This window comes from Lysinibacillus sp. NPDC097214 (assembly GCF_050277945.1).
In the GTDB taxonomy this organism is placed as follows: domain Bacteria; phylum Bacillota; class Bacilli; order Bacillales_A; family Planococcaceae; genus Lysinibacillus; species Lysinibacillus xylanilyticus_B.
This window is the reverse complement of sequence record NZ_JBNNSS010000002.1, coordinates 364,419-385,671: the sequence shown is the minus strand read 5'-3', so window position 1 is coordinate 385,671 and position 21,253 is coordinate 364,419. Positions and strand designations below refer to the sequence as shown.

Annotated in this window: 22 protein-coding genes; 13 read left to right on the top strand and 9 right to left on the bottom strand. The window is 35.5% G+C overall.

The annotated features are described in order from the left end of the window. The first annotated feature begins 64 nt into the window (after positions 1 to 64). Positions 65 to 646, top strand: a complete 582-nt coding sequence (locus ACQKMI_RS05685; protein ID WP_427487694.1) for a TetR/AcrR family transcriptional regulator — start codon at positions 65 to 67, stop codon at positions 644 to 646. Positions 647 to 1,094: 448 nt separating this feature from the next. Here the strand turns inward: ACQKMI_RS05685 and ACQKMI_RS05680 are convergent, their stop codons facing one another. Both ACQKMI_RS05680 and ACQKMI_RS05675 read right to left on the bottom strand, forming a co-directional pair. Next, the gene (locus tag ACQKMI_RS05680) at positions 1,095 to 2,276 is read right to left on the bottom strand and encodes a pyridoxal-phosphate-dependent aminotransferase family protein (protein WP_427487693.1); all 1,182 of its coding nucleotides are present in this window, start codon (positions 2,274 to 2,276) and stop codon (positions 1,095 to 1,097) included. A gap of 368 nt (positions 2,277 to 2,644) precedes the next feature. Further along, positions 2,645 to 3,130, bottom strand: coding sequence for a hypothetical protein (locus ACQKMI_RS05675; protein WP_427487692.1), 486 nt, complete (start codon positions 3,128 to 3,130; stop codon positions 2,645 to 2,647). Between the two features lie 547 nt (positions 3,131 to 3,677). On the opposite strand from ACQKMI_RS05675, the gene ACQKMI_RS05670 reads away from it, so the two are divergent. The 4 genes from ACQKMI_RS05670 (at position 3,678) to ACQKMI_RS05655 (ending at position 7,870) form a co-directional block, all read left to right on the top strand. Further along, entirely contained in the window at positions 3,678 to 5,294 is a 1,617-nt protein-coding gene (locus ACQKMI_RS05670; RefSeq protein ID WP_427487691.1) for an amidohydrolase, read from the top strand. A 254-nt stretch (positions 5,295 to 5,548) separates the two neighbouring features. Further along, positions 5,549 to 5,746: a DUF3311 domain-containing protein gene (locus ACQKMI_RS05665; protein WP_427417232.1), complete on the top strand. Its 198-nt coding sequence runs from the start codon at positions 5,549 to 5,551 to the stop codon at positions 5,744 to 5,746. Further along, complete coding sequence (locus tag ACQKMI_RS05660) at positions 5,746 to 7,227, top strand: sodium:solute symporter family protein (RefSeq protein WP_427487690.1); 1,482 nt, start codon at positions 5,746 to 5,748, stop codon at positions 7,225 to 7,227. The genes ACQKMI_RS05665 and ACQKMI_RS05660 overlap by 1 nt, the downstream gene beginning before the upstream one ends. A gap of 307 nt (positions 7,228 to 7,534) precedes the next feature. Further along, entirely contained in the window at positions 7,535 to 7,870 is a 336-nt protein-coding gene (locus tag ACQKMI_RS05655; RefSeq protein ID WP_427487689.1) for a nucleoside triphosphate pyrophosphohydrolase, read from the top strand. Positions 7,871 to 8,134: 264 nt separating this feature from the next. Here the strand turns inward: ACQKMI_RS05655 and ACQKMI_RS05650 are convergent, their stop codons facing one another. Then, positions 8,135 to 8,620, bottom strand: coding sequence for a hypothetical protein (locus ACQKMI_RS05650; protein WP_427487688.1), 486 nt, complete (start codon positions 8,618 to 8,620; stop codon positions 8,135 to 8,137). 648 nt (positions 8,621 to 9,268) lie between these two features. Between ACQKMI_RS05650 and ACQKMI_RS05645 the strand changes: the two genes are divergently transcribed. Beyond that, positions 9,269 to 9,490: a YdbC family protein gene (locus ACQKMI_RS05645; RefSeq protein WP_427487687.1), complete on the top strand. Its 222-nt coding sequence runs from the start codon at positions 9,269 to 9,271 to the stop codon at positions 9,488 to 9,490. Between the two features lie 721 nt (positions 9,491 to 10,211). Here ACQKMI_RS05645 and ACQKMI_RS05640 read toward each other — a convergent pair. Together ACQKMI_RS05640 and ACQKMI_RS05635 are read right to left on the bottom strand one after the other, a co-directional pair. Next, entirely contained in the window at positions 10,212 to 10,838 is a 627-nt protein-coding gene (locus tag ACQKMI_RS05640; RefSeq protein WP_427487686.1) for a nitroreductase family protein, read from the bottom strand. A gap of 291 nt (positions 10,839 to 11,129) precedes the next feature. Continuing rightward, positions 11,130 to 12,374, bottom strand: a complete 1,245-nt coding sequence (locus tag ACQKMI_RS05635; RefSeq protein WP_427487685.1) for a ferredoxin reductase family protein — start codon at positions 12,372 to 12,374, stop codon at positions 11,130 to 11,132. Positions 12,375 to 12,577: 203 nt separating this feature from the next. On the opposite strand from ACQKMI_RS05635, the gene ACQKMI_RS05630 reads away from it, so the two are divergent. Next, a complete protein-coding gene (locus ACQKMI_RS05630) occupies positions 12,578 to 13,066 on the top strand; it encodes a metal-dependent hydrolase (protein ID WP_427487684.1) in 489 nt (162 codons plus the stop codon). 516 nt (positions 13,067 to 13,582) lie between these two features. Here ACQKMI_RS05630 and ACQKMI_RS05625 read toward each other — a convergent pair. Further along, positions 13,583 to 14,404, bottom strand: coding sequence for a squalene/phytoene synthase family protein (locus ACQKMI_RS05625; RefSeq protein WP_427413094.1), 822 nt, complete (start codon positions 14,402 to 14,404; stop codon positions 13,583 to 13,585). A 732-nt stretch (positions 14,405 to 15,136) separates the two neighbouring features. Here ACQKMI_RS05625 and coaW point away from each other — a divergent pair. The 4 genes from coaW to ACQKMI_RS05605 all read left to right on the top strand — a co-directional run bounded on the left by coaW (position 15,137) and on the right by ACQKMI_RS05605 (position 16,923). Then, positions 15,137 to 15,973, top strand: coding sequence for a type II pantothenate kinase (gene coaW / locus ACQKMI_RS05620; protein ID WP_323646528.1), 837 nt, complete (start codon positions 15,137 to 15,139; stop codon positions 15,971 to 15,973). A 122-nt stretch (positions 15,974 to 16,095) separates the two neighbouring features. Then, a complete protein-coding gene (locus ACQKMI_RS05615; RefSeq protein WP_419150377.1) occupies positions 16,096 to 16,332 on the top strand; it encodes a hypothetical protein in 237 nt (78 codons plus the stop codon). Positions 16,333 to 16,355: 23 nt separating this feature from the next. Further along, entirely contained in the window at positions 16,356 to 16,499 is a 144-nt protein-coding gene (locus ACQKMI_RS05610; protein ID WP_169776077.1) for a hypothetical protein, read from the top strand. A gap of 64 nt (positions 16,500 to 16,563) precedes the next feature. After that, positions 16,564 to 16,923 carry a DUF3889 domain-containing protein gene (locus ACQKMI_RS05605; RefSeq protein WP_427487683.1) on the top strand — a complete coding sequence of 120 codons (360 nt, stop codon included), beginning with the start codon at positions 16,564 to 16,566 and terminating at the stop codon, positions 16,921 to 16,923. A 34-nt stretch (positions 16,924 to 16,957) separates the two neighbouring features. Here ACQKMI_RS05605 and ACQKMI_RS05600 read toward each other — a convergent pair whose 3' ends face one another. Then, on the bottom strand, positions 16,958 to 17,515 hold the full coding sequence (locus tag ACQKMI_RS05600) for a DJ-1/PfpI family protein (protein WP_427487682.1): 558 nt from the start codon (positions 17,513 to 17,515) through the stop codon (positions 16,958 to 16,960). Between the two features lie 268 nt (positions 17,516 to 17,783). Between ACQKMI_RS05600 and ACQKMI_RS05595 the strand changes: the two genes are divergently transcribed. Together ACQKMI_RS05595 and ACQKMI_RS05590 are read left to right on the top strand one after the other, a co-directional pair. Next, complete coding sequence (locus ACQKMI_RS05595) at positions 17,784 to 18,182, top strand: MarR family winged helix-turn-helix transcriptional regulator (protein ID WP_427487681.1); 399 nt, start codon at positions 17,784 to 17,786, stop codon at positions 18,180 to 18,182. A 5-nt stretch (positions 18,183 to 18,187) separates the two neighbouring features. Next, positions 18,188 to 19,378 carry an MFS transporter gene (locus ACQKMI_RS05590; RefSeq protein ID WP_427487680.1) on the top strand — a complete coding sequence of 397 codons (1,191 nt, stop codon included), beginning with the start codon at positions 18,188 to 18,190 and terminating at the stop codon, positions 19,376 to 19,378. A 47-nt stretch (positions 19,379 to 19,425) separates the two neighbouring features. Here the strand turns inward: ACQKMI_RS05590 and ACQKMI_RS05585 are convergent, their stop codons facing one another. Beyond that, on the bottom strand, positions 19,426 to 20,064 hold the full coding sequence (locus ACQKMI_RS05585; RefSeq protein ID WP_427487679.1) for a C40 family peptidase: 639 nt from the start codon (positions 20,062 to 20,064) through the stop codon (positions 19,426 to 19,428). A gap of 345 nt (positions 20,065 to 20,409) precedes the next feature. Then, positions 20,410 to 20,802: a ribonuclease HI family protein gene (locus tag ACQKMI_RS05580; RefSeq protein ID WP_427487678.1), complete on the bottom strand. Its 393-nt coding sequence runs from the start codon at positions 20,800 to 20,802 to the stop codon at positions 20,410 to 20,412. Positions 20,803 to 21,253: the final 451 nt, after the last annotated feature.

The following is a 21,253-nucleotide window of genomic DNA, read 5'->3' as shown; positions in this document are numbered from 1 at the left end:
TTTGGTATTTAAAAATTCATAGTGACAAACTCGCTAACTTTTAAACAATGGAGGTGGATTTTTTATGGCAAGAACCCGTGAATTTGATGAGGAAAAAGTTTTAGAGGCTGCCATGCAGTTATTTTGGGAGAAAGGCTATGAAGCTACTTCTTTAAGTGATCTCACTGCTAGAATGGGGATTCAACGTCCGAGTATATATTCAACCTTTGGTGATAAAAAAGAGCTATTCGAAGCAGCACTTCGTAGATACACGACATCTCGTGCAGCTGATATAAGAGCTAGACTTCAAGGTCATACCTCTGTAAAACAGGCATTTGCTATTTTTTTTGAAGAAGTGATTGCAGCTGAATATACGAAAAATCTTAGTAACGGCTGTTTTTGCATCAATACAATGGTTGAACTAGCCCCTCATGATGAGAGATTTGAAATCTTAACGAGAGAACATCAACTTTATCTAGCCGTCATTTTTCAGGAGACAATTGAACGAGGAATCCAATCGGGTGAATTAGAGGAAAGCACGGATGCAAAGTCTATAGCACAGGCTCTAATTGTAGCGTTAATTGGATTAACGGTCATGATGAAATCTCAACCACAAAAATCATTTATTGACAATGCAATCGCAACAACTCTCACATTACTTAAATAAATTTTGTAAACTATAAAACGAAAAAAATTAAATGGTACATGTAGAGGATGAGACAAAAAAATTTCTGAATTAGCCGTGAATATTCGAAAATATGAGACAAGTGGTAAAGCCTTGTCTGCATCTTTCAAAAATAATAAAAAAAGTGAAATCGACGACGTGATTTCACTTTTTTCACTCCTTCTCGAGACTAATTATGTCCCAACCTCAATATAAAAAGCCATAACGAAAAGTTTGTTTCGGACCCATTGAAACTAAAGGGATTAAATTTATGAAATTAACTCAATTAAGTAAATAAACCTCCAAATCCATATATGGATTTGGAGGTTTAAAGCTTTTATCCCACATTACAAGCAGTAAGAATGAAAACAACAAGCTAGATGGGAGATTAACTTCTCGTATAAGCCCAATTGGTGAAGACTAATCTCTGGGATGCAGAAGACCTCACTGATTAAAGTCTCACTTTTTCGTGGCATTGTTTTCGCTGAGCAGTTAAAAATACTTCCTGTGCTGCCCGTACACCTGCACCTTGCTCAAAGTCATATTCAAAGTCTTGAAGCGCGGCTTCCATTAAAGAAATAGCCTGTAAAATATCACTTGGGAAACAATAGCCCATATGACCGAATCTAAAAATTTTACCCTGCAAATGACCAAGTCCTCCAGCGAAATCTAAATGATATTGCTGCTTTAAATGTGACAAGAAGTCACCGAGTGCAATCCCTTTTGGTGCCATTATCGCTGTAATGGTCGGTGAAGCATGCTCATCAGTAGCGAGAAGTTCAATATTAAGGGCGTTCATGGCATGACGAACCATGTTTTTCATTAGTTCATGACGGGCAATTGTATGTGTAATGCCTCCTTCTTCCTCTATAAGCTTACATACTTCATGGAGTCCATATATTAATGTGACAGTAGGCGTATTTGGGGTCATTCCTTTTTCTGCCCAGCTACGATAGCTCAATAAGTTTAAATAATAGGATGGTGCTTTATTTTCTTCAATAACTTTCCAGGCTCTTTCGCTTACACTGACTAAAGATAGTCCAGGAGGTAGCATCATGGCTTTTTGAGAGCCTGTAACAAGGATATCGATTCCCCAAGTATCCATTTCAGCAGGAGCTCCTCCTATGCAACTTACACCATCGACAATACATAATGCATCCGTTTCCTCATGAACAACTTGTGCTAACTCAGCAATTGGGTTTAAAATCCCAGTCGAAGTTTCATTGTATGTGACAAAAACAGCTTTAATATCTTTTAACGGTTGCAAGAATTCTCGCAGTTCCATAGCTGTGCAAGCTTGTCCCCATTCTTTTTCAAGCTTATGTACATGAAAACCGTATTTCTCACAAATCGAAACGAAATAATCTCCGAATGCCCCAACAGTGATTACAACAACATTTTCACCAGCAGAAACAGTATTAACTGCTGCAGCTTCTAAAGCGGCCGTACCACCTGATGGAAGGAGTAAAATATCCTGTTTTGTCCCGAAGACAGGTTTTACTAATTCAATTGTTTCACGGTAAAGCTCCACAAACTCATTGCTTCGATGACTAATAATATCACGATTCATCGCAAGCTGAACCTTTTTTGGGATAGGCGTTGGTCCAGGATGTCTTAAAATATTTTCATACACTATCATCAAACCCCTTTGCATTAAAATTTATAGATTCTAAATATTCTAAATTATAGTATAGCATACTTTATGTTAACTAACTTCTTTTTCAAAAATACGGTGGTAATTGCTCAGGAAAATATCATAGTAGAATAGCGAGTATTTCGTTTAGGAGAAAATTCCAGTGAATAGTTCAAAATATCTTAATATAGTAATATTTATCAAAAAAGAGGGCTGAATGTGTTGCAATCGAAAGAAAACTATTCATTTATTTATTTTTTAATGGAGCAAAATAAATGAGCCACTTTAGTCTAAAATTACGTGAATAAGTAAGAAAACCTCTTTACCCTTTAAAAGGTGTAAAGAGGTTTTCTATTTTGCATATGTAATTATGCAACGAAAGGTTTATTCATCTTCATTAAGCCGTAGATAAAATAGAAAAGTCCGAATGTAATGAACGATAAAATAATATAAAGTACTGCTCTCCCCGGCTCACCTGACCAACGATAAAAGAGGCGATATGTGAAATACAAAACATAAATACAAACACCTAATGAAGCAAGTAAACCGATAAATGGAATGAATGAAACAAGTAAAAATCCAGCATATATTAGAACATTCTTTTTCGCTTCGGCACGAACTGTTACGTCATCATCACCCTTTGCAGTTAATAGGAAAAGGCTATAAACGTTTATAACAGGAATCCAAGCAACATAGGCAAGATCTTCAAAGCCATTTGCTTTAGATGCCTGATAATAAATAAGTGAACTAATAATATAGCCTATAATACCCATCACGAGAAAAATTAACATAATGATGAGAAAAAAACCGGCGAAAAATGCATCAGTATCATTATAATAATAAGAATCGTACATTGGAAAACCTCCTTTCAAAAAAAATACTTCCTAATAATAACAGTACTAAAGTGTTAAATCTATGGTGGAAAATATTAGGGAATAGGTGATAATCATACATATATACTATTTTAGGGTAAGGAATATCTTGTTGCCGTGATGAATTTTTGATAAAAGATTGATTGAATTGTAAAAATGAATTTGGAATTATTAGAAGTCTAGTGGTGAAGAACCATTTTATACATATTTTTAAATCCGTCGAAGAAAAAGAAAAATGGAAAGTCGCTACTAATAAAATAGTAAGAGGTTGATTATTAAATTCTGAACTTCGGTAAGGATCAGCATAAATGTGTTTATCTATGAAGGTGAAAAAGTGAGATTAATCTTTTTTAAATAGGATTTTTATAGTTACTAAATAATAATCCTTTTAACCTTTTGTCTAAAAAAAAGTAAAATTACTTACCTTTTGTAAAAATATAAGACAATCTATTTTTAGTAAAATAAATGAATAGACTTACACGGTCTCTTTTTTTCCGATTATTCAAAATATGCAGCAGGAGGGATTTAGATGCAAGCGAACATTGTTTTTTTAAATGGTGAAGTAATTACTGTAGATGGACAAGATTCTATCCGAGAGGCTCTAGCGATTTCTGATAATAAAATAGTAGCAGTCGGTTCGAATGAGGAGATAAAAGGTTTAATTGGTGATTCTACACAAGTAATTGACTTGGAAGGAAAGTCAATTCTACCAGGAATTATTGATGCCCACTTACATCTGGTCATGTATGGTACTTCTCAACTCAGTATTAGCTGTAAAGAGCCAGGGATGGACTCCATAGATGCAATTTTGGCTGCTCTAAAAGACCAAGCTGCTACTACACCAAAGGGTCAGTGGATTCGCGCTTGGGGTTTCAATGAACAAACAGTAAAGGAAAAACGATATCCTACTCTTGAAGAATTGGACAACATTACGATAGACCACCCGATTGCCATTACCCGTACTTGCGGTCACATCGGAATTGTAAATTCAGTTGCTTTACGTCTATCAGAAATTGACGAAACAACACCTGATCCCCAAGGAGGCTTAATTGAAAGAGATGCAAAAGGTCAACTAACTGGACGATTGATTGAAAATGCTTATATGCAGTTTAGTAGGTTTGCAACTTTTTCAAATGAAGAAGTTTCTCAAGCTATTCAAATCGCGCAGCAACATTTCTTAAAAGTTGGTATTACAAGCGTTCATGAAGCTGGAACGTTTTCAAAAGAAAATTACCGAATGTTACAATTAGCCTCCCAAAAAGGAGACTTGAAAATTCGTGTCTATGCGATGATTGGTAGTTTAAATGACTGTAAACAGTTCACGTTAAATATGATGGAATCTGGGGTGATAACTGGAACTGGAAATGAATTCTTTAAAGTGGGTCCTGCTAAATTGTTTACAGATGGTAGTAGTACTGGTCCGACTATTGCTACCCGTGAAGGTTATACAAGCAATCCAGACGATCATGGAATCTTATATTACACCGAGGATGAAATTTATGAAGTACTTGGTAAAGCACATGAATTAGGCTATCAAATTACTGTACATGCACAAGGTGATCAAGCAATTGAAATGTATTTGAATGTTGTAGAACGCGCTTTAAAAGAAAATCCTCGTGAAAATCATCGACATCGCATTGAACACGCTGGGATTTCAAGCCCCGATTTACAGCAACGAATGAAAGAGTTAAAGATGATTCCAATACCTAATCCACCATTTCCGTATGAATTTGGTGAAAGTTATTTAACGAACTACGGTGAACGTACAAACTTTATGTATCCTGCACGAGACTTTATTGATCAAGGAATTATTGCTGCTGCTGGGTCAGACTCACCAGTTACAACCTACAATCCGTTTATTGGAATTCACGAAGCGGTCAATCGACTCACTGCCGAAGGAACTTCATTTGGTGAAAAACAAAGAATAGATGTTCTTGAAGCTATTCGTCTATATACCTATAACGGTGCATATGCAAGTTTTGACGAGGATATAAAGGGTAGTTTGGAACCCGGTAAATTAGCGGATTTGATTGTACTTGATCGAAGTGTTTTGAAAACCCTTCCACACGAATTGAAAGATATTCAAGTTGAATTAACAATACTAGATGGCGATATTCTTTTCGATCGCTCTAAAACGAAAATATAGTGATGAAGCAGGAGGATTCTTAAATTTCAAGCTGTCCATTTGAATAATTTCCCTACCTCTAAAGACTTAATTTTACGTGCATTCTATGATGTGCAACTTACAAGTGATTATGTACTCCACCATAGTTATTTGCAATGTCTTTGAAAAAGGTATCCTTGTTTTGAACTCTAAATTTTCAGGCTTATTCACGTTCTCGTTAATCCCAAGGTTAAACTTTTTTTGTACGATAAAAAGGAAATTCAAAGGAGGCTTTTATGAAAAACATTAAACTGTTATTGTTGATACCGTTTATTGGAATGTGCTTATGTTTGCCCTTTGCAAATAAAATAGAGCCTTATATTCTTGGTTTACCATTTCTCCTGTTCTGGATTATTTTCTGGATGATTTTATCGTCATTAATATTAGCAATTGTGTATAAATTGGATCCTGAAAACCAAGGAGGCGACGAATAATGAATATAGCTTTACTGATTATTTTTGTATTTGCATTGATTGCTCTTTTCCTTGGTATCCTAGCAACACATGGGAAAAAAATGAATGTCGATGAATTTGCTGTTGGTAATAAAGGTTTTGGTACATTATTCGTGTTCCTACTCATTGCTGGAGAAGTTTATACTACTTTTACATTCCTTGGTGGAAGTGGTTGGGCTTATTCGAATGGGGCCGCGGCTTTTTATGTACCTGCATATATTTGTTTAGCCTATGTTTTATCTTATTGGATTGCACCTAAGATTTGGAACTATTCTAAAGATCACCATATTATTTCTCAACCAGAATATTTTGCTTCCCGCTATAAAAGTCCGATATTAGGATTAGTTGTATCGTTTTTGGGTGCTATCGCATTGATTCCATATATTGTTATACAATTAAAAGGGTTAGGTATTATTGTTTCGGAGGCTTCCTATGGAGGAATTAGCCCAATTATAGCTAGTACTATTGGTGCCGTAATTATTACAATTTATGTTACCGTTTCAGGTATCCATGGCTCTGCTTGGACAGCTGTATTAAAGGATATCATGATATTAGGAGTCATTGTATTTTTAGGAATTTATATTCCATACCATTATTTTGGAGGCGTACAACCTTTATTTGAAGCTGTAGAAAAAATAAAACCAGAAAGCTTAACTCTCGCTAGTTCTGGATTAAGTATTTCTTGGTTTGTCTCTACTATCATATTAAATGCGTTCGGTTTTTATTTATTACCAAACTCCTTTTCCGTATTGTTATCATCTAAGAGTGCAAAAGCATTGAAGAAAAATGCCATTACCTTACCTTTATATACGCTATTACTCTTATTCGCATTTTTCATTGGTTTTGCAGCCATTATAGAGATTCCAGGATTACAAGGGGCTGAAGGAGATTTATCATTACTCCGCTTAACGATTCAAACATTTGATCCTTGGATAGTAGGTGTTGTCGGTGCTGCTGGGTTATTAACTGCTTTAGTACCCGCATCTGTTATGTTAATGTCTGCTTCAATTGGATTAATGACTGGATTTTACAAGCTTGTGAAACCAAAGGCAACAGATCGCCAACAGTTATTTGCTTCAAAAATGTTTGTATTTGCTATAATATTGGTTGCTTTCATCTTCACGATTACTGGAGGGGATGCACTAGCAATCTTAAACATTATGTCATACAGCTTAATAACACAACTTGTTCCAGCACTCCTGTTTAGTTTCTATAAAAATCGCATTCTTAATAAAATCGGTACAATGGCAGGAATATTAATTGGTGTAGGAATCGTATTTTATGGTGCCATAACATCACATAAACTAATTGACTTTTTCCCGAACATCCCACACGTAATTAATGACATCAGCACAGGAATGATTGCTGTTATTATTAACTGTGCAGTAGCTATTGTAGTAAGCCTTGCAACCAATCATTTAGTTGCGGAAAAGAAGGACGATAATACTACACTTTTAGTATAAAAATGACTGATCATTTAACTTACTTATATAAAAAAAGACGTTTATTCTAATTTGAATAAACGTCTTTTTTTCTAATAGAATATATTATTTTTTCTAAATCAGATTTTCTGATTGTGGAGCATAAAATTTTTGTCTAATTCGTATTTAATTAGCTTTCCATATAAAGTTGGTAAAATAATGTTGGGAAGCGATACTTCCAATAAGCTTGTTCCTCATATGTAAGTATTCAATGAAGTAAAAAACAACATATTCAAACAATTAAGCATGAATGTGGAAAATAATACTATGTTAAAAGGAGACAGTGAACATGCCGGTATACAATAAATTAGTACGTGATTTAATTCCACAAGTAATTGAGGCAGGAGGTAAAACCTGTAACGTGAGAATATTAGAACAAAGAGAACATTTAGAAGAAATAAAAGCGAAAATGCAAGAAGAAGCATTAGAATTTCTAGAGGCAGCATCTCCAAAAGAGGCTATTGAGGAACTTGCGGATATTTTAGAACTAGTACATACAGCTATACAAATGTACGATGTATCCTACAAACAATTAGAACAAATACGTAAACAGAAGAAGAGGCAACGCGGAGGCTTTTCGAAAGGTATATATTTAATTGAAGTACAGGGGGAAGAGGGAAGTTGAGCTTTTTTGAATATGCGAAGATCCTGGAAGTCTTAAACCTTTTACATTTATAGATATTAAATGTTCTTGTTAGCTAACTTCTTTTTTAATGGTGATAGTGAATTTGATTTTAGTAGTGTATGAAAATAGTAGTGATACGGTAGTATGAGCGCGGAGTTTAAAGTAAGGTCTTTCCTAAAGGTTAGGAAATTCTAAAGTATAAATAAGTTCAAAACCTCTTTACCCTTTGAAAGGTGTAAAGAGGTTTTTGTACTTGCATATGATTTATGCAACGAAAGGTTTATTCATTTTCATTAAGCCGTAGATATAATAGAATAGTCCGAATGTAATGAACGATAAAATGATATAAAGTACAGCTTTCCCAGTTTCACCAGTCCAACGATAGAACAGGCGATAAGTGAAATACAAAGTAAAGCCTAAAAGACCTAATGAAGCGATAATACCTAGAAACGGAATAAATGAGACAAGTATTAATCCAACGTAAATAAGAGCATTCTTTTTCGCTGCGCCACGAACAGTTGCGTTATCTTCACCCTTTGCCGTTAATAAGAAAAGGCTATAAACGTTAATAATTGGTATCCATGCAATATAAGCTAGATCGCCAAAACCATTTATTTTTGATGCTTTATAATAAATGAGTGAACTAATAACATAGCTTACAATACTCAATACAAGGCCAACTAACATAATAACGAGAAATAAACCACTAAGAGCCATATCGATATCATCGTAATTATAAGAATCGTACACAAGAAAACCTCCTTTCTAAAAAATTACTTTATTATCATAACAATACCAAAGTCACAAATCTACAGTTAAGAATATCCTGAATTTAATGTGAATCATATATTTGTATTATTTTTTAAGAGACGTATTTGATTATAATAATATATTCTTGGTGTTCTGTTCGATTATAAGACAACCCCGAAATTAGTGATTGAACCAAAAAGGCAGTAATGACAAGAGATGGCTTAACCTTGTCGTTACTACCTAGTTCGGTTGTAATGTTGCTGCCGCTACGTTAGCACTTCGCTTTCGCACAAAAAACATTTGTTGCTGCCGCTACGTTAGCGCTCCGACTTTTATAATTCCTGTATTTTCCAAAAGCGCTAATAGCATCGCTAAAAATTACAATGGGGGAAAAAACAAAATTGGCAATAAGGTTGCCATGAGTACTTGAAGTATAGAAACTAAAAAAAGTACACAAGTTAAAGTAATTATTTGATTTCATTAAGGAAGAACATAGAAAAGCTCTACCTAAAGACTAAGTGTCCAGATTTCGCGCTCTTATTGCTATACAATTCTTTGTACGAGTAATTATATACACGTTGTCACGTTTGATAATCCTATTATTTCAGGATATAGTTCTTATTACAGTTACATTAAGGAGGAATACATATGGCAGAAATTAAATACGAAATTATTGAAACGATTGCGGTATTATCGGAGGGCAATAAAGGGTGGAAAAAAGAATTGAATTTAATTAGTTGGAATGATCGTGAACCGAAATACGATATTAGAGATTGGTCGGAGGATCATACAAAGATGGGGAAGGGTGTTACGTTATCAATTCCTGAGCTGCAGCTTTTGAAAGAGTCTTTAGCTAAATTGTCAGAATAATAAAGGTATTCTTTAGTGTTGTTTTTTTAGGTAATAACGTAACTCGGGATTCATGATTATGAAGCGGCAAATAGAGTATAGTCTTTCACCTGACTAACGAAATAGGTGGAAAAACAAAACATAAATCTTCTGAGGATTTTCCGTAGAATATATCATAAAATTGGTAGACTAGCAGTAGCAACAATTCATAAAGCAGGTGCGGCTGAACTCCCTTTTGAAGGGGGAAGGTGGATGTTATCTTAAGTGAAAAGTGTTTAACACGTATGAGGATCATAGAGACATAATCTAGTAGTAAGAAAATGGTGAATGAGAGTAGGATTTATATCTACCTTTCACCATTTTTATTTTGAAAAAATTTGAGATTTTTCAGAGATACACAATGTTCTTTAAACCATTTAACAATTCCCTCTCGTTTCATATCTGTTCGACCAAAACACAAAGCCGATTCCCGACGCAATTATGCCGAGGCATCATTGATTGTACAGTGTAGTCTTTTACTAATTGCAGTACTTACACTGAGGCTAAGCATTATTGTCTCTCAAAATAAAAAGAAATAGCCACCCTGCCTGCTAAGTAGGGTGGCTAATTCTATAAACTTTAACTTGGTCAGCCGCTATGTTTGCGGCATGATTGTTGCTTCTGGCTGGATGTTAACGCATCCAGTCTTTTTTATTCTATAGTCAGTGTATCATATTTATTCTAAAAAACATTTTGTATAGTCTTAAATGAATGTTGCAATGTCATTTAGCGCTAAACGAGAAGATCCGTGAGCCGGTGTTGCTGCTTTTCCGATGGCGATTAAGACAATTGGCACTAGATTGTCTGATAATTCAAAGCGTTTCGCAAAAGCCTCCTTATTGAAGCCACCCATTGTAACCGTATCATAGCCCATATCTTTTGCTAAAAGCATGATTTGCATAGAAATTAAGCCCGTATCAAAGGTAGCTATATTTTTTAGAACTTCTTTAGGAAGGTTTGAATAAAGCTTTAATGAATTTTCAATCATCATATTTTTCGTTGCTTCATCCATGTAGCCAAGCTCGAAGTTTTTTGTATAGACTTCCTCTACGTTATTGTACATTTCAGTATCGCTTAATACCGCAATGATGGCAGAAGCAGTTTCTACTTGTTCCTGGTTATTAGCAATCATACGTAGTTCTTTTTTTACTGCTTCATCTTGGATTACTAAAAAGCGCCAAGGTTGTAAATTGCTTGATGATGGAGCGGTTGTTGCCTCAACAAGTAATTCCTCTAATTCAGATTGTGGAATTTTAAAATTTGTCTCATATTTACGAACAGATTTACGATCGTGCATTACTTTATTTAAATAACTTTTAGTTGTAGTCATGTTAAAAAATCTCCTTTAATTTTGGTGAGATTTTTACTATACGATATCTTTTTCGAAATTCCAAGTAAATTGCTCGAATTAGAGAGTTTTGACTTCTTTCAGCGGGTATCCAGAACACCCGCTGAAAGAAGTCAAGCCTCCGGCGGATGTCACGGAATCGGAAAGGAGTTCTTAGGGGATGTTAGCCTAAAACCATCGCATCCATGCGATAACGGCTAACTGACCTGCATCGTGCAGGCCTAAGCACAAAGCCGATTCCAGACACAATTATGCCGAGGCATAATTGATTAATTACTTAAATTTAAATGCTTCGTAGTGAATGCTTAGATCTTTATTGCAGGTTTTCAATTGCTTGGCAAAATGTTTAAGCATTTTTTGGGGGCCACACATAAAAATACTCGTATGCGCTGGCACTGAAAAATGTTCAAATGAAAGCCTGTCCATATGGGCTGTATCAATAAAGTTCACGCTAAATTGTTGATTAGTTTGTGCATACCCCTGTAAAAAATCTTTATAAATAGCATTGTCTTCACCATGATAAGTGTAAAATAACTCGATATTACGATCGACGGTCTGTGATTGCAAATAAGATAAAAATGGAGTAATGCCTATGCCACCAGCTATCCAAACTTGTTGTTGAGACTCATTTTCAAAATTAAAATGACCATAAGGACCATCAAGTGTGACTGGTGTATTCAGTTGAACGGTATCATATACTTTTTTTGTGAAATCACCAAGTACCTTCATAGAGATATATACTTTTTTTCCATCGCCACCTGAAATAGAAAATGGATGAGGTGCCTTTTCAATGCCATCTTGTAAAATCTTGATAAAAATAAATTGTCCATGTCGATACGGTATTGTTTTATCAAGTGTTAGCTCCAGTTCAATAACATTGGGCCCTAATTTTTTGATCCCCGTAATGTTGCCATTATATTTAAAAAACATATCCTGATACATTGTCAACATATATAATGCTGACATAAATCCGATAGTCGCCGTTATTGCGGTAAAAATTCCTAAAGCTGTAGGCTGTAATAAATCGTATCTGCTTGAAAAATAGACATGATAAATTCCGAATGTATAAGGGATAAGCAATAACCGATGAAAGATCCGCCAATGCTCATATTTTAGAAATTTAGCCAAAAGCGCAATTAAAATAAGCGCAATGAAACCATATTGACCAAGTGACCCTAGTTCTTTCGCAAATTCGCTGAATGAAGTTCTTTCCACTCTATCCAAGCGGGGGACTAGACCTTGTAATTGCCCATGGATAATCACCAATACTAGTGAAAGTATTGCTATATATTTATGATAAAAATAAACATTCTCTAGTCCATGGAACCAACGCTCAAAAGTTTTCATTCTTGTTGCTAACAAAAAGACAAGAAAGAAGCCCGTAATGGCCATGCCTCCAATGATGTGACTAAGCCTGTTAACAGCATGGATAGGCTCTATAGGTGTAGCGAAATACCACAGGTAAGCACTACTAGTCATTATTAGTATAATAAACAAAATTCCTTTGATAGATTTCATAAATAACCTCCAATACTCATTTTTATCTCTAATCATCCTATATATACAATAAGAACCTGAAATGTTTCTGATTTTTATGAGAGTTTTTCTCGAGTGGTCATAAAAAAGGGGATTATTTGTTCGGAATATATGTTCCCTTTCGGGGTAGAGTGTGATAAATTAAGAAAGGTAAAAATATAGAGACATAAGGAGTGGAAGTAAATATGCAAGGGAATACACATATTATCGGAGGCATCACGGCAAGCCTTGCTTTTGCACAAATTTCTAATGATAATCCGCTTGTTTTAGTAGGAGCAGGCGTTATCGGTGCATTACTTCCAGATATTTGCCATGGCGGCAGTAAAATTGGGAGGAAGCTTCCCATCATTTCAAAGATGGTTAATACGCTGTTTGGACATCGTTCCTTTACACATAGTTTGCTTTTTTTATTTCTGGTTTGGATGCTTCTACATACGTTTATACCTTACGAAACCATTTCACTAGGTATTTTATTAGGGATGGCAAGTCATGTTTTCCTTGATATGTGTACGAAGAAGGGTGTAAAACTGTTTTTCCCAGTATCCATTTCAGTACGTATGCCAATTACTACAAAAACGGGTAGTAAAGCTGAAAAGGTAGTGTATATGATGTTAACGGTGCTTTCAGTCTTTTTTAGCTATGAAATTATTATTAAGCTTATTGATATCGTATAAGCAAAGAAACCCAATACTAGAGTGAGATACTCCAACTTAGGTAGACAGATAAATAAATCTGTTTATTTAAGGGGAGTATTTTTTCATTCATCTATCTTACATTCTTCTGAAGATTCGGATTTCTATTGATATTGACTATAAAGGTTTGTGTTACACAAAGGTCAACAACAAGATTAATATTTTCGGTCACGAGAAAACTCTCCATGAAAATACACAAAAATACGCAGTGGTTAAGGACTCTAGCGAAGTAAAGCTACATTTCGACGAAGCTTTTTTATGAGCAATACTATCAATTTTAAAACTTCTCATAATCATCAGATCACAGGTGATGCATGACAAATTTGTGAAAAATAATAATATTGTTTAATTTATCTATATAAATAAACATTGGATTTGCAATAACGAATGAACTAAAAAACGAGTAGACGGCTTAAGCCTATTTAAATATAGGCTCAAGCCGTCTAACTATTTTATATTGTCAATGTCTACTGGTTCATTTAAGTTAAGGCAACGGTTTTAGTCAGCCTGAACCTCTTCAACCGTTTGTTCTACTTCTGCTCGTGTTATTTTTTCACGACCATCTTGCATCGCCTTCAATGTTTTATGGGCTAAGGCAAGCGGTAATCGACAGAATAATAATACCGTTCTTTTATTAATATCTTTCATATAAAGATCCGCTTTTGCAAGATTTTCCTCCGCGTATGCAAATAAATCATCGCGTGTCCAGCCATCTGGAACGAAACTTACGCCACGTTCATCCAGATCCTCATGCTGATTACGTAAAATATTGACTGCTTGTAGACCTCGACCATAGCCAATTGCTAAATCGCGATCTGTTTGAATGTCAGCACCCCACGCCCAAAGCTCAGACAGCATTGTCCCAACAAGCCCTGCAACGTAGTATGTATAATCATCTAAATCCTCTCGCGTATGCACCTGCCAGTTTGCCTTTGCCCATTTTGCCATCCCGAATGCCATTTCACTCGTTGAAGCTTGGACAATTTTACGTGAGCCTTCAGGACAAAACGTTAGCCAATCTGCTAATCGAAGAGATACTTCAGGTAGCTGATTTGTATATGGCGCTAATAATGCTTCATAAGCTTCGGCATTAAATGTATCCTTTAATAATTCACTTGTTGCAGTTAGTAAATCAAATTTCACATCATTTGAAAGCTCTTCATGGTCCTCAATTTCATCTATAGCGCGCATTGCTAAATATGCGGCAGCCACTGACAATTTTAAATCATTTTTTAAAAAAGTAATCGGTATATAAAAAGTGCGACTAGTGTCCTTTAAAACTTGCATCGCTTCTTTATAAAGTTTCTTTTGTTCTTTCACTTGTATTCCTCCGTTCAAATGGTAACACATCTATAGTATATCGTATCGTAAAAGTGAAGAAAGATAAAACAGATTGTTCAATTTATAATCAACTATTTTCAAAGGGGATAGATGAAAGGTAGATAACAAAGTTGCGATGTACAGGTTGTACCGTCAGGGGTGGCGCAAAATGGCAAAATCGATTGAGACAGAAATTAACTTGTGATTGATGGAGGTATATTTCAGCTCGTTAATTGCTAGAATTGCTATAGAAATAAAAATATATTAGGGTGTTTTCACTTCTTTTGTTTTTTTAGTAGAATAATGTTAAAGTTATAAAAATGAGACGAAAATCGCGTGAATAATAGAAGAAATTTGATATTTTTCGTGTTTTTTTTATGAAAGTTTGCTAAGTTATTGCACAATTATTTCAACAGCGTTAAAGTTTAGGAAGGACAAATATGCAACTTCACTTTTCAAGTAATTGTTGCTGCCGCTTCGCTTTCGCACAGAAAACAATTGCTGCTGACGCTTCGCTTTCGCGCAGAAAACATTTGTAGCTGTTGTTTGCTTTCGGTACTGAAATACAATACATCGGATTTTGGCACAATAACTCCTTGCAAAATCCGTGACATTTGTGGAGACATGAACGTTATTCAACTGGCTTCTAAACGCCTCTTGAATAAAAGCAAAATCTAGTATATATCTCACCATCTGAAATAGAGATTGTACGTAAAGTCAAAGGAGAATGGTATGCCAAAGGCTATAGGTATTGATGCAGGGGGAACATTGACAAAAGTTGCTTATTTAGATGAGCATAACGAGCTTGTTTTAACAACTTTCCCGTCAAATGATTTGCTCGCTGTGAAGAATTGGATAATTAACCATCCAGATATTGAGGATATTGGTGTTACGGGAGGGCGTACAGAACAATTACTTGATGTCATTAAAAAAATGAAATCGATTCATTATATAGTAGAGTTTGAAGCCACATTGAAGGGCGTTCGATTTTTGTTGCAAAAAGAGGGCTACTTCTTTGAGCGAAGCATGATTACAAATATTGGTACGGGTACTTCGATTCATTATATGGAAGATAATACGCATATTCGTGTTGGTGGGACAGGCGTTGGCGGAGGAACATTGATTGGATTGTCAGCGCTTACAACTGGCATCACGGATTATAATGAAATAAGAGAATTGGCCTCTAAAGGTAATCGAGAAGAAATTGATTTACTTGTAAAGGATATTTACCAAGGGATGGACACACCTATTGATGGGCATTTGACAGCTAGTAATTTTGGGAAAGTTGGTATTACAGAGTCAGTCAAACATCCAACAGAAGATATTATCGCAACTGTACAAGGGCTTGTTGGTGAGGTTATTACGACACTTAGTATTCAATATGCTGAAGAGAAAAATGCTCAGCACATCGTTTATATCGGTTCAACTTTAAGTAATAACGATCATCTTGCACGTGTTATTGCCAATTACACACGTACGAAAAAACATACACCAATCTTTATAAATGACCACGGTTTTTCAGGTGCAGTCGGTGCATTATTAAATATAACTGAATATACGATTGTCTAAATACAATGTACATTACTAATTAATTTTGGTGATGTACATTTTTATTTTGGTAATGTCTGCCGTAATCCCCAAAGCATAAATCCTTCTATCCTGAGCACATTACAAGTAGGAGGTGAATATCTGTGGGCAATAGAAACACCAATAAAAACAACAAAAATAACAATAAAACAATGAATGTTAGAACGCATAATCCTTTTGATACCTACAAAAAAATAGACCTCGATCAATCAAATAGTAATAACAATAACCCGAATGACAATCTAAATGAAGAATTCGGTGCAGAATTTGATGCGAAAGCCAAAAATAAAGATAATAAAACGAACCATAAGAAACATCAACAGTCCAACAAAAACAAATAACTAAAATAGTGGAGGCTTAAATAATGGCAAAGAAGGGTAAAACAAGCTTCAAAAAGAAAAAGAAAGAAGATACACATAAAAGAAATGATCATGAGGAATATTCAGCAGAATTTAATCAAGTAATTCATAACAATCCTCAACAACCAAAACAATCCAGCAAAAGATAACAAAAACTGCTCCTTAAGAAGAAATACTTAGGGAGCACTTATTTTATGCTGTTTTGGCGACTTTATGCCAAAAGAATATGAGAGGTTGATTCACTTGCGAAAATTTTATGTAATGCTAGGGTTTTTTCTTGTATTGTTTGCCGTATCGATACACATCCCAACAAGTGCCTATGCTCAGCAAGAAATACCAACCCGTGCTCAATGGGGAAAAGTAGCGATAAAAGAGACGCAGGCAAAATATCCTAAAGCTAAAATCCTCGATTATTTGTATGAGGGAAGCGAAGTGAATGAAGACACCACTATTGAGAAATTTAAGCTTTGGATAAAACTAAGCGACAAGGAATTCGGTGTACAAGTTCGAATCAAATATGTAACAAATACAAATAAATTGGTAAAGGTGGAATTCCAAGAAACCACTCCATAAAATAAGAGGATGCCTAATGTTAGGCATCCTCCTACTATTCATTTTCTAGCTTTTGAATAAATGTTCGCATTAATCCAGGTAAATCTGGCCATGCATGACCACTAATTAAATTGCCGTCTGTATGAAGATTAGCATTGATATATGTTCCTCCTGCTATTTGAACTTCGGGCTTACAGGCAATATAGGCTGTTAGCTCACGTCCTTTCAATACTTCTGGAATGGTCGCGAAAATTTGAGCAGCGTGACATACAGCAGCGATTGGTTTATTTGCTTCAAAGAAATGGCTCACTAGTTTTGGCACATGCTCATTTAAACGAATGTATTCCGGCGCTCGTCCACCAGGAATGATGAGTCCGTCAAATTGTGTTGGGTCTACTTCGGCAAAGGATGAATGTGCATCTAAGCCATATGCTGTACGCTCGATGTATGTATCGACCCCATCGACAAAATCGTGCAATACAGTCTGTAATTTTTTTACGGAAGGTGCTGCAATCGTTACATCATAGCCAGCCTCTAGACAACGATAATAAGGATAAAAAATTTCTAAAGCTTCAACTGCGTCTCCTGCAAGTATCAATACCTTTTTCCCCATGCTTCCATCTCCTTTTATTGTAATCTAGTAGCTTAATTCGACACTTTCAAAAAATTCCCTTCTGATAGTATAGAAAAGCTAGAAAAAGTAGTGAAATCGCTAATAATAGCGTGGAAATCCGCGGTAAGTGAAAAAATCGCTGTTACCCTCCACTCGATTCTGAATCATTGCCTCTAAATGCACTACATAAACAACTCGCTTTACAACAAAAAAAATGAAGCGTATAGTATTTATTTAGCTAGGTAAATAAATTTTGGAGGTCACTAACATGAATCCTTTATTTCATGCTTTATTCCAAAAAAGTCGTTATATAACGAATTGTTTAAATGAAGTACTGAAACAGCACAATTTGTATAGTTCACAATGGACTATTTTATATTGCTTACATAATCATGGACCTATGACGTTAACGCAAATATGGAAATATTTAAATGTTGAGGCACCGAGTATTACTAGAGCAATTACGCGACTTGAGACTTTAGGTTGGGTACTAAGAGTAGATGGTGAAGATAAACGGGAAAAAATCGTTACTTTATCACCGTATGCAGAGGAACAATTGCCTGTTATTACCGAAACCATTTTAGCATTTGAGGCAGAAATGGTGGGGGCATTGACGGTCGATGAGCAACAGCAATTTATGATTTTACTGGAAAAAATGAAAGGTTGATAGACATGCAGCAAGAGGGAAATACACAAATATGGACGAAGCGGTTTATTAGTCTCTTTTTAACAAATATGTCGGTGTTTTTTGTTTTCTATGGATTGGTAACGACTTTACCGCTTTATGCGATTGGTGAGCTTAACCAGACTGACAAGGAAGCAGGATTGTTACTGTCAGGATTTTTATTATCTGCCATTATTGTTCGTCCTTTCTCAGGTAAACTATTAGATGTTTTTGGGAAGAAAAAGCTTTTAGTTATTTCAATAATTGGATATTTTTTATGTACAGTTTTATATTTGTTCATCCATCCTTTTGGATTATTACTAGGATTACGTTTTATTCAAGGGATCTTCTTTAGTATTATTACAACGGCAGCAGGCTCATTAGCAGCGGATATTGTGCCAGCTAATCGGAAAGGTGCAGGTCTAGGTTATTTTGCAATGTCTGCTAATTTAGCGGTAGTTATTGGGCCATTTATCGGTTTACTGCTTATTCAATATAGTACCTTCAATGTTCTATTTATTGTTATGAGTATTTGTATATTAGCAGGGGGCATCCTAGCTGTAACGATGAATACAGATGATTTAGCCAAGCCTGAACAGCAAGGTAAATTGACATTTAAATTTGATGATTTATTTGAACGTCGTGCACTCCCGATAGCGGCTATTGCTAGTTTAGTAGCTTTTTCATATGCGAGTGTTTTATCGTTTTTATCAGTGTACGCACAGCAAAAAGATTTAATGGATGTAGCAAGTCTTTTTTATGCAGTTTTTGCAGCTGCAATGCTTATAACAAGACCGTATACAGGTAAGCTTTATGATACAAAAGGGCCGCAATTTGTTATTCTTCCGGGAATTATATCCTTTGCACTCGGCCTTGTTATGCTCGCATTTGTCTCAGGGCCGGCATTATTTTTATTTGCTGCCATCTTTATTGGTTTTGGCTACGGAGCAGTGAATACGAGCTTACAAACATTAGCAGTACAGTCTTCGTCACACACACGTAGTGGTTATGCAACCGCAACGTATTATACGATGTTTGACATTGGCGTTGCGCTTGGTTCGTATATTTTAGGAATGGTGGCCGTGCAAGCTGGCTATAATTCTGTTTATTTAATTGGAGCAGGTATACTGGTTGTTGTCTTTATTATTTATTTACTGCGTTTAGCAAAAATAAAATCGAAAAAAGTAGTACATGTTTAAGGGGAAAGAAAAAACAGTTGGGACATCCCAACTGTTTTAATTTTGCACTATAAACGACCATATCCAGCAAAATGTTTTTTCCAATAAGTGCTGTTGATGCTAGCGACAGAAACACCACCGTCACTTGCGCTAATCATTTGGTTATTTCCAATATAAATGCCTACATGTGAGATACCAGCTTTATACGTATTAGCGAAAAATACTAAATCGCCGACTTGCGGTGAACTTACTTTTTTAGCTGTACTGTAAAAACCTGCTGCTGACTTACGAGCAGTTGAAATACCAGCATTATTAAAAACGTAAGTTACGAAGCCTGAACAATCAAAGCCTGTACTCGGTTTACTTCCACCAAATGTGTATCTTACACCTAATTGTTTTTTAGCAATTTGTACTAGGCTAGCTGTTGGTTTAGGTGTAGTTATTGGTTTTGGTTTAACCGCTGATGTTGATGTAGTATTAAGGTTTAACTTTTGTCCAACACGAATGGTTGAAGAAGATAAGTTATTCCATTTCATTAAAGTTTGATAAGAAACACCGTACTGATTGGCAATCTTCGATAAAGAATCACCAGATTTTACTGTATAAGTTGCCGCCGATGCTGTGTCAATTGTTGAAAAAAGTACAGATGAACCTAAAACCAATGTAGCTAATTTCATTCCCCATCTATACTTTTTATTCTTTTTCATAATATGTATCCTCCTAAAAATCTAAAAACTTAATACATAAATGATATTAACATTGTAATATTACAATAGTATGTCAATAAAATAACATTAAGGATACAGATTTTACTAATAATAATTAGAAAATTACCCACTTTATGGCTCATTATCTAAAGTCAGGGATGATACAAGGTTAAATGTATGTCATATAATGGACATTTATAGGTACACAGTTCTATTGAAGCATGTATTTAGAAGATGAAGATGATAAAAATGAATTATTGGGAGATATTAAGTATCTAAATAAAGTGAAGGTAGATGAAGGAAGGAGACTGCTCTTGGTTTAAGACAAGGGACAGTCCCTAGAGTTTAATTTTTTTCTTTTTGAATTGCCTTGCGTGCAAGTGCATCTGCTGCTTTATTTTGCGTATCTGGAACCCACTTGATAAAAAATAAATCGAAGCTACTTACAAGTGTAAGTGCCTGCTCAAGATAAGGTTTAAATTCCTCATTCTTCACATATTCTTTTTCCATAGAGGCTACAACAATTTTTGAATCTGAGCGCACTGATACTAAGCTTGAACCAAGCTTGAGTGCTTCCTCAAGGCCACGTACTAAGGCAGTGAACTCGGCAATGTGGTTATTGGTCTGTCCTATATACTCACTTATTTGTATATGGTGGCCCTCTCCTTTAATAAATATTCCAATACCACTGGGGCCAGGATTTCCTGCACTAGCAGCATCAATGTAAACTTCTAACATAAAATCCCCACTTTTTGATTTAGATTTTACATTCATTGTACATCAATAGTGCTTTTTCACAATATCTTAGTTGATGATCAATTATGCCTCGGCATAATTGCGTCCGGAATCGGCTTTGTGCTTAGGCCTGCGTGATGCAGGTCAGTTAGCCGTTATCGCATGGATGCGATAACGGCTAACATCCTCTAAGAATTCCCTTCCGATTCCGTGACATCCGCCGGAGGCTTTGGGCCAACACGATGTTGGTCACTCAGTCGTCGCCACAGGACGTGGCGCTCTTAGACTGAGTTCCTCTATTTCAGCGGGTGTTTGGACACCCACTGAAAAATAGCTTAAATTCGCATTCATCTCACCACCTAGAGTGGTGGGATATTTCTGTACCTGTCGTTGCACTTTCGGTATATAAAATATTTGCTGAAAGATGTTAAATGTGGATAAACAAAATAGTTGC

What these genes read in the sequence shown, in the direction of transcription:
- ACQKMI_RS05685 (WP_427487694.1), top strand. Translation starts at nt 65, where the DNA reads ATGGCAAGAACCCGTGAATTTGATGAGGAAAAAGTTTTAGAGGCTGCC.
- ACQKMI_RS05675 (WP_427487692.1), bottom strand. Translation starts at nt 3,130, where the DNA reads ATGTACGATTCTTATTATTATAATGATACTGATGCATTTTTCGCCGGT.
- ACQKMI_RS05670 (WP_427487691.1), top strand. Translation starts at nt 3,678, where the DNA reads ATGCAAGCGAACATTGTTTTTTTAAATGGTGAAGTAATTACTGTAGAT.
- ACQKMI_RS05665 (WP_427417232.1), top strand. Translation starts at nt 5,549, where the DNA reads ATGAAAAACATTAAACTGTTATTGTTGATACCGTTTATTGGAATGTGC.
- ACQKMI_RS05660 (WP_427487690.1), top strand. Translation starts at nt 5,746, where the DNA reads ATGAATATAGCTTTACTGATTATTTTTGTATTTGCATTGATTGCTCTT.
- ACQKMI_RS05655 (WP_427487689.1), top strand. Translation starts at nt 7,535, where the DNA reads ATGCCGGTATACAATAAATTAGTACGTGATTTAATTCCACAAGTAATT.
- ACQKMI_RS05645 (WP_427487687.1), top strand. Translation starts at nt 9,269, where the DNA reads ATGGCAGAAATTAAATACGAAATTATTGAAACGATTGCGGTATTATCG.
- ACQKMI_RS05640 (WP_427487686.1), bottom strand. Translation starts at nt 10,838, where the DNA reads ATGACTACAACTAAAAGTTATTTAAATAAAGTAATGCACGATCGTAAA.
- ACQKMI_RS05635 (WP_427487685.1), bottom strand. Translation starts at nt 12,374, where the DNA reads ATGAAATCTATCAAAGGAATTTTGTTTATTATACTAATAATGACTAGT.
- ACQKMI_RS05630 (WP_427487684.1), top strand. Translation starts at nt 12,578, where the DNA reads ATGCAAGGGAATACACATATTATCGGAGGCATCACGGCAAGCCTTGCT.
- coaW (WP_323646528.1), top strand. Translation starts at nt 15,137, where the DNA reads ATGCCAAAGGCTATAGGTATTGATGCAGGGGGAACATTGACAAAAGTT.
- ACQKMI_RS05610 (WP_169776077.1), top strand. Translation starts at nt 16,356, where the DNA reads ATGGCAAAGAAGGGTAAAACAAGCTTCAAAAAGAAAAAGAAAGAAGAT.
- ACQKMI_RS05605 (WP_427487683.1), top strand. Translation starts at nt 16,564, where the DNA reads ATGCCAAAAGAATATGAGAGGTTGATTCACTTGCGAAAATTTTATGTA.
- ACQKMI_RS05600 (WP_427487682.1), bottom strand. Translation starts at nt 17,515, where the DNA reads ATGGGGAAAAAGGTATTGATACTTGCAGGAGACGCAGTTGAAGCTTTA.
- ACQKMI_RS05595 (WP_427487681.1), top strand. Translation starts at nt 17,784, where the DNA reads ATGAATCCTTTATTTCATGCTTTATTCCAAAAAAGTCGTTATATAACG.
- ACQKMI_RS05590 (WP_427487680.1), top strand. Translation starts at nt 18,188, where the DNA reads ATGCAGCAAGAGGGAAATACACAAATATGGACGAAGCGGTTTATTAGT.
- ACQKMI_RS05585 (WP_427487679.1), bottom strand. Translation starts at nt 20,064, where the DNA reads ATGAAAAAGAATAAAAAGTATAGATGGGGAATGAAATTAGCTACATTG.
- ACQKMI_RS05580 (WP_427487678.1), bottom strand. Translation starts at nt 20,802, where the DNA reads ATGTTAGAAGTTTACATTGATGCTGCTAGTGCAGGAAATCCTGGCCCC.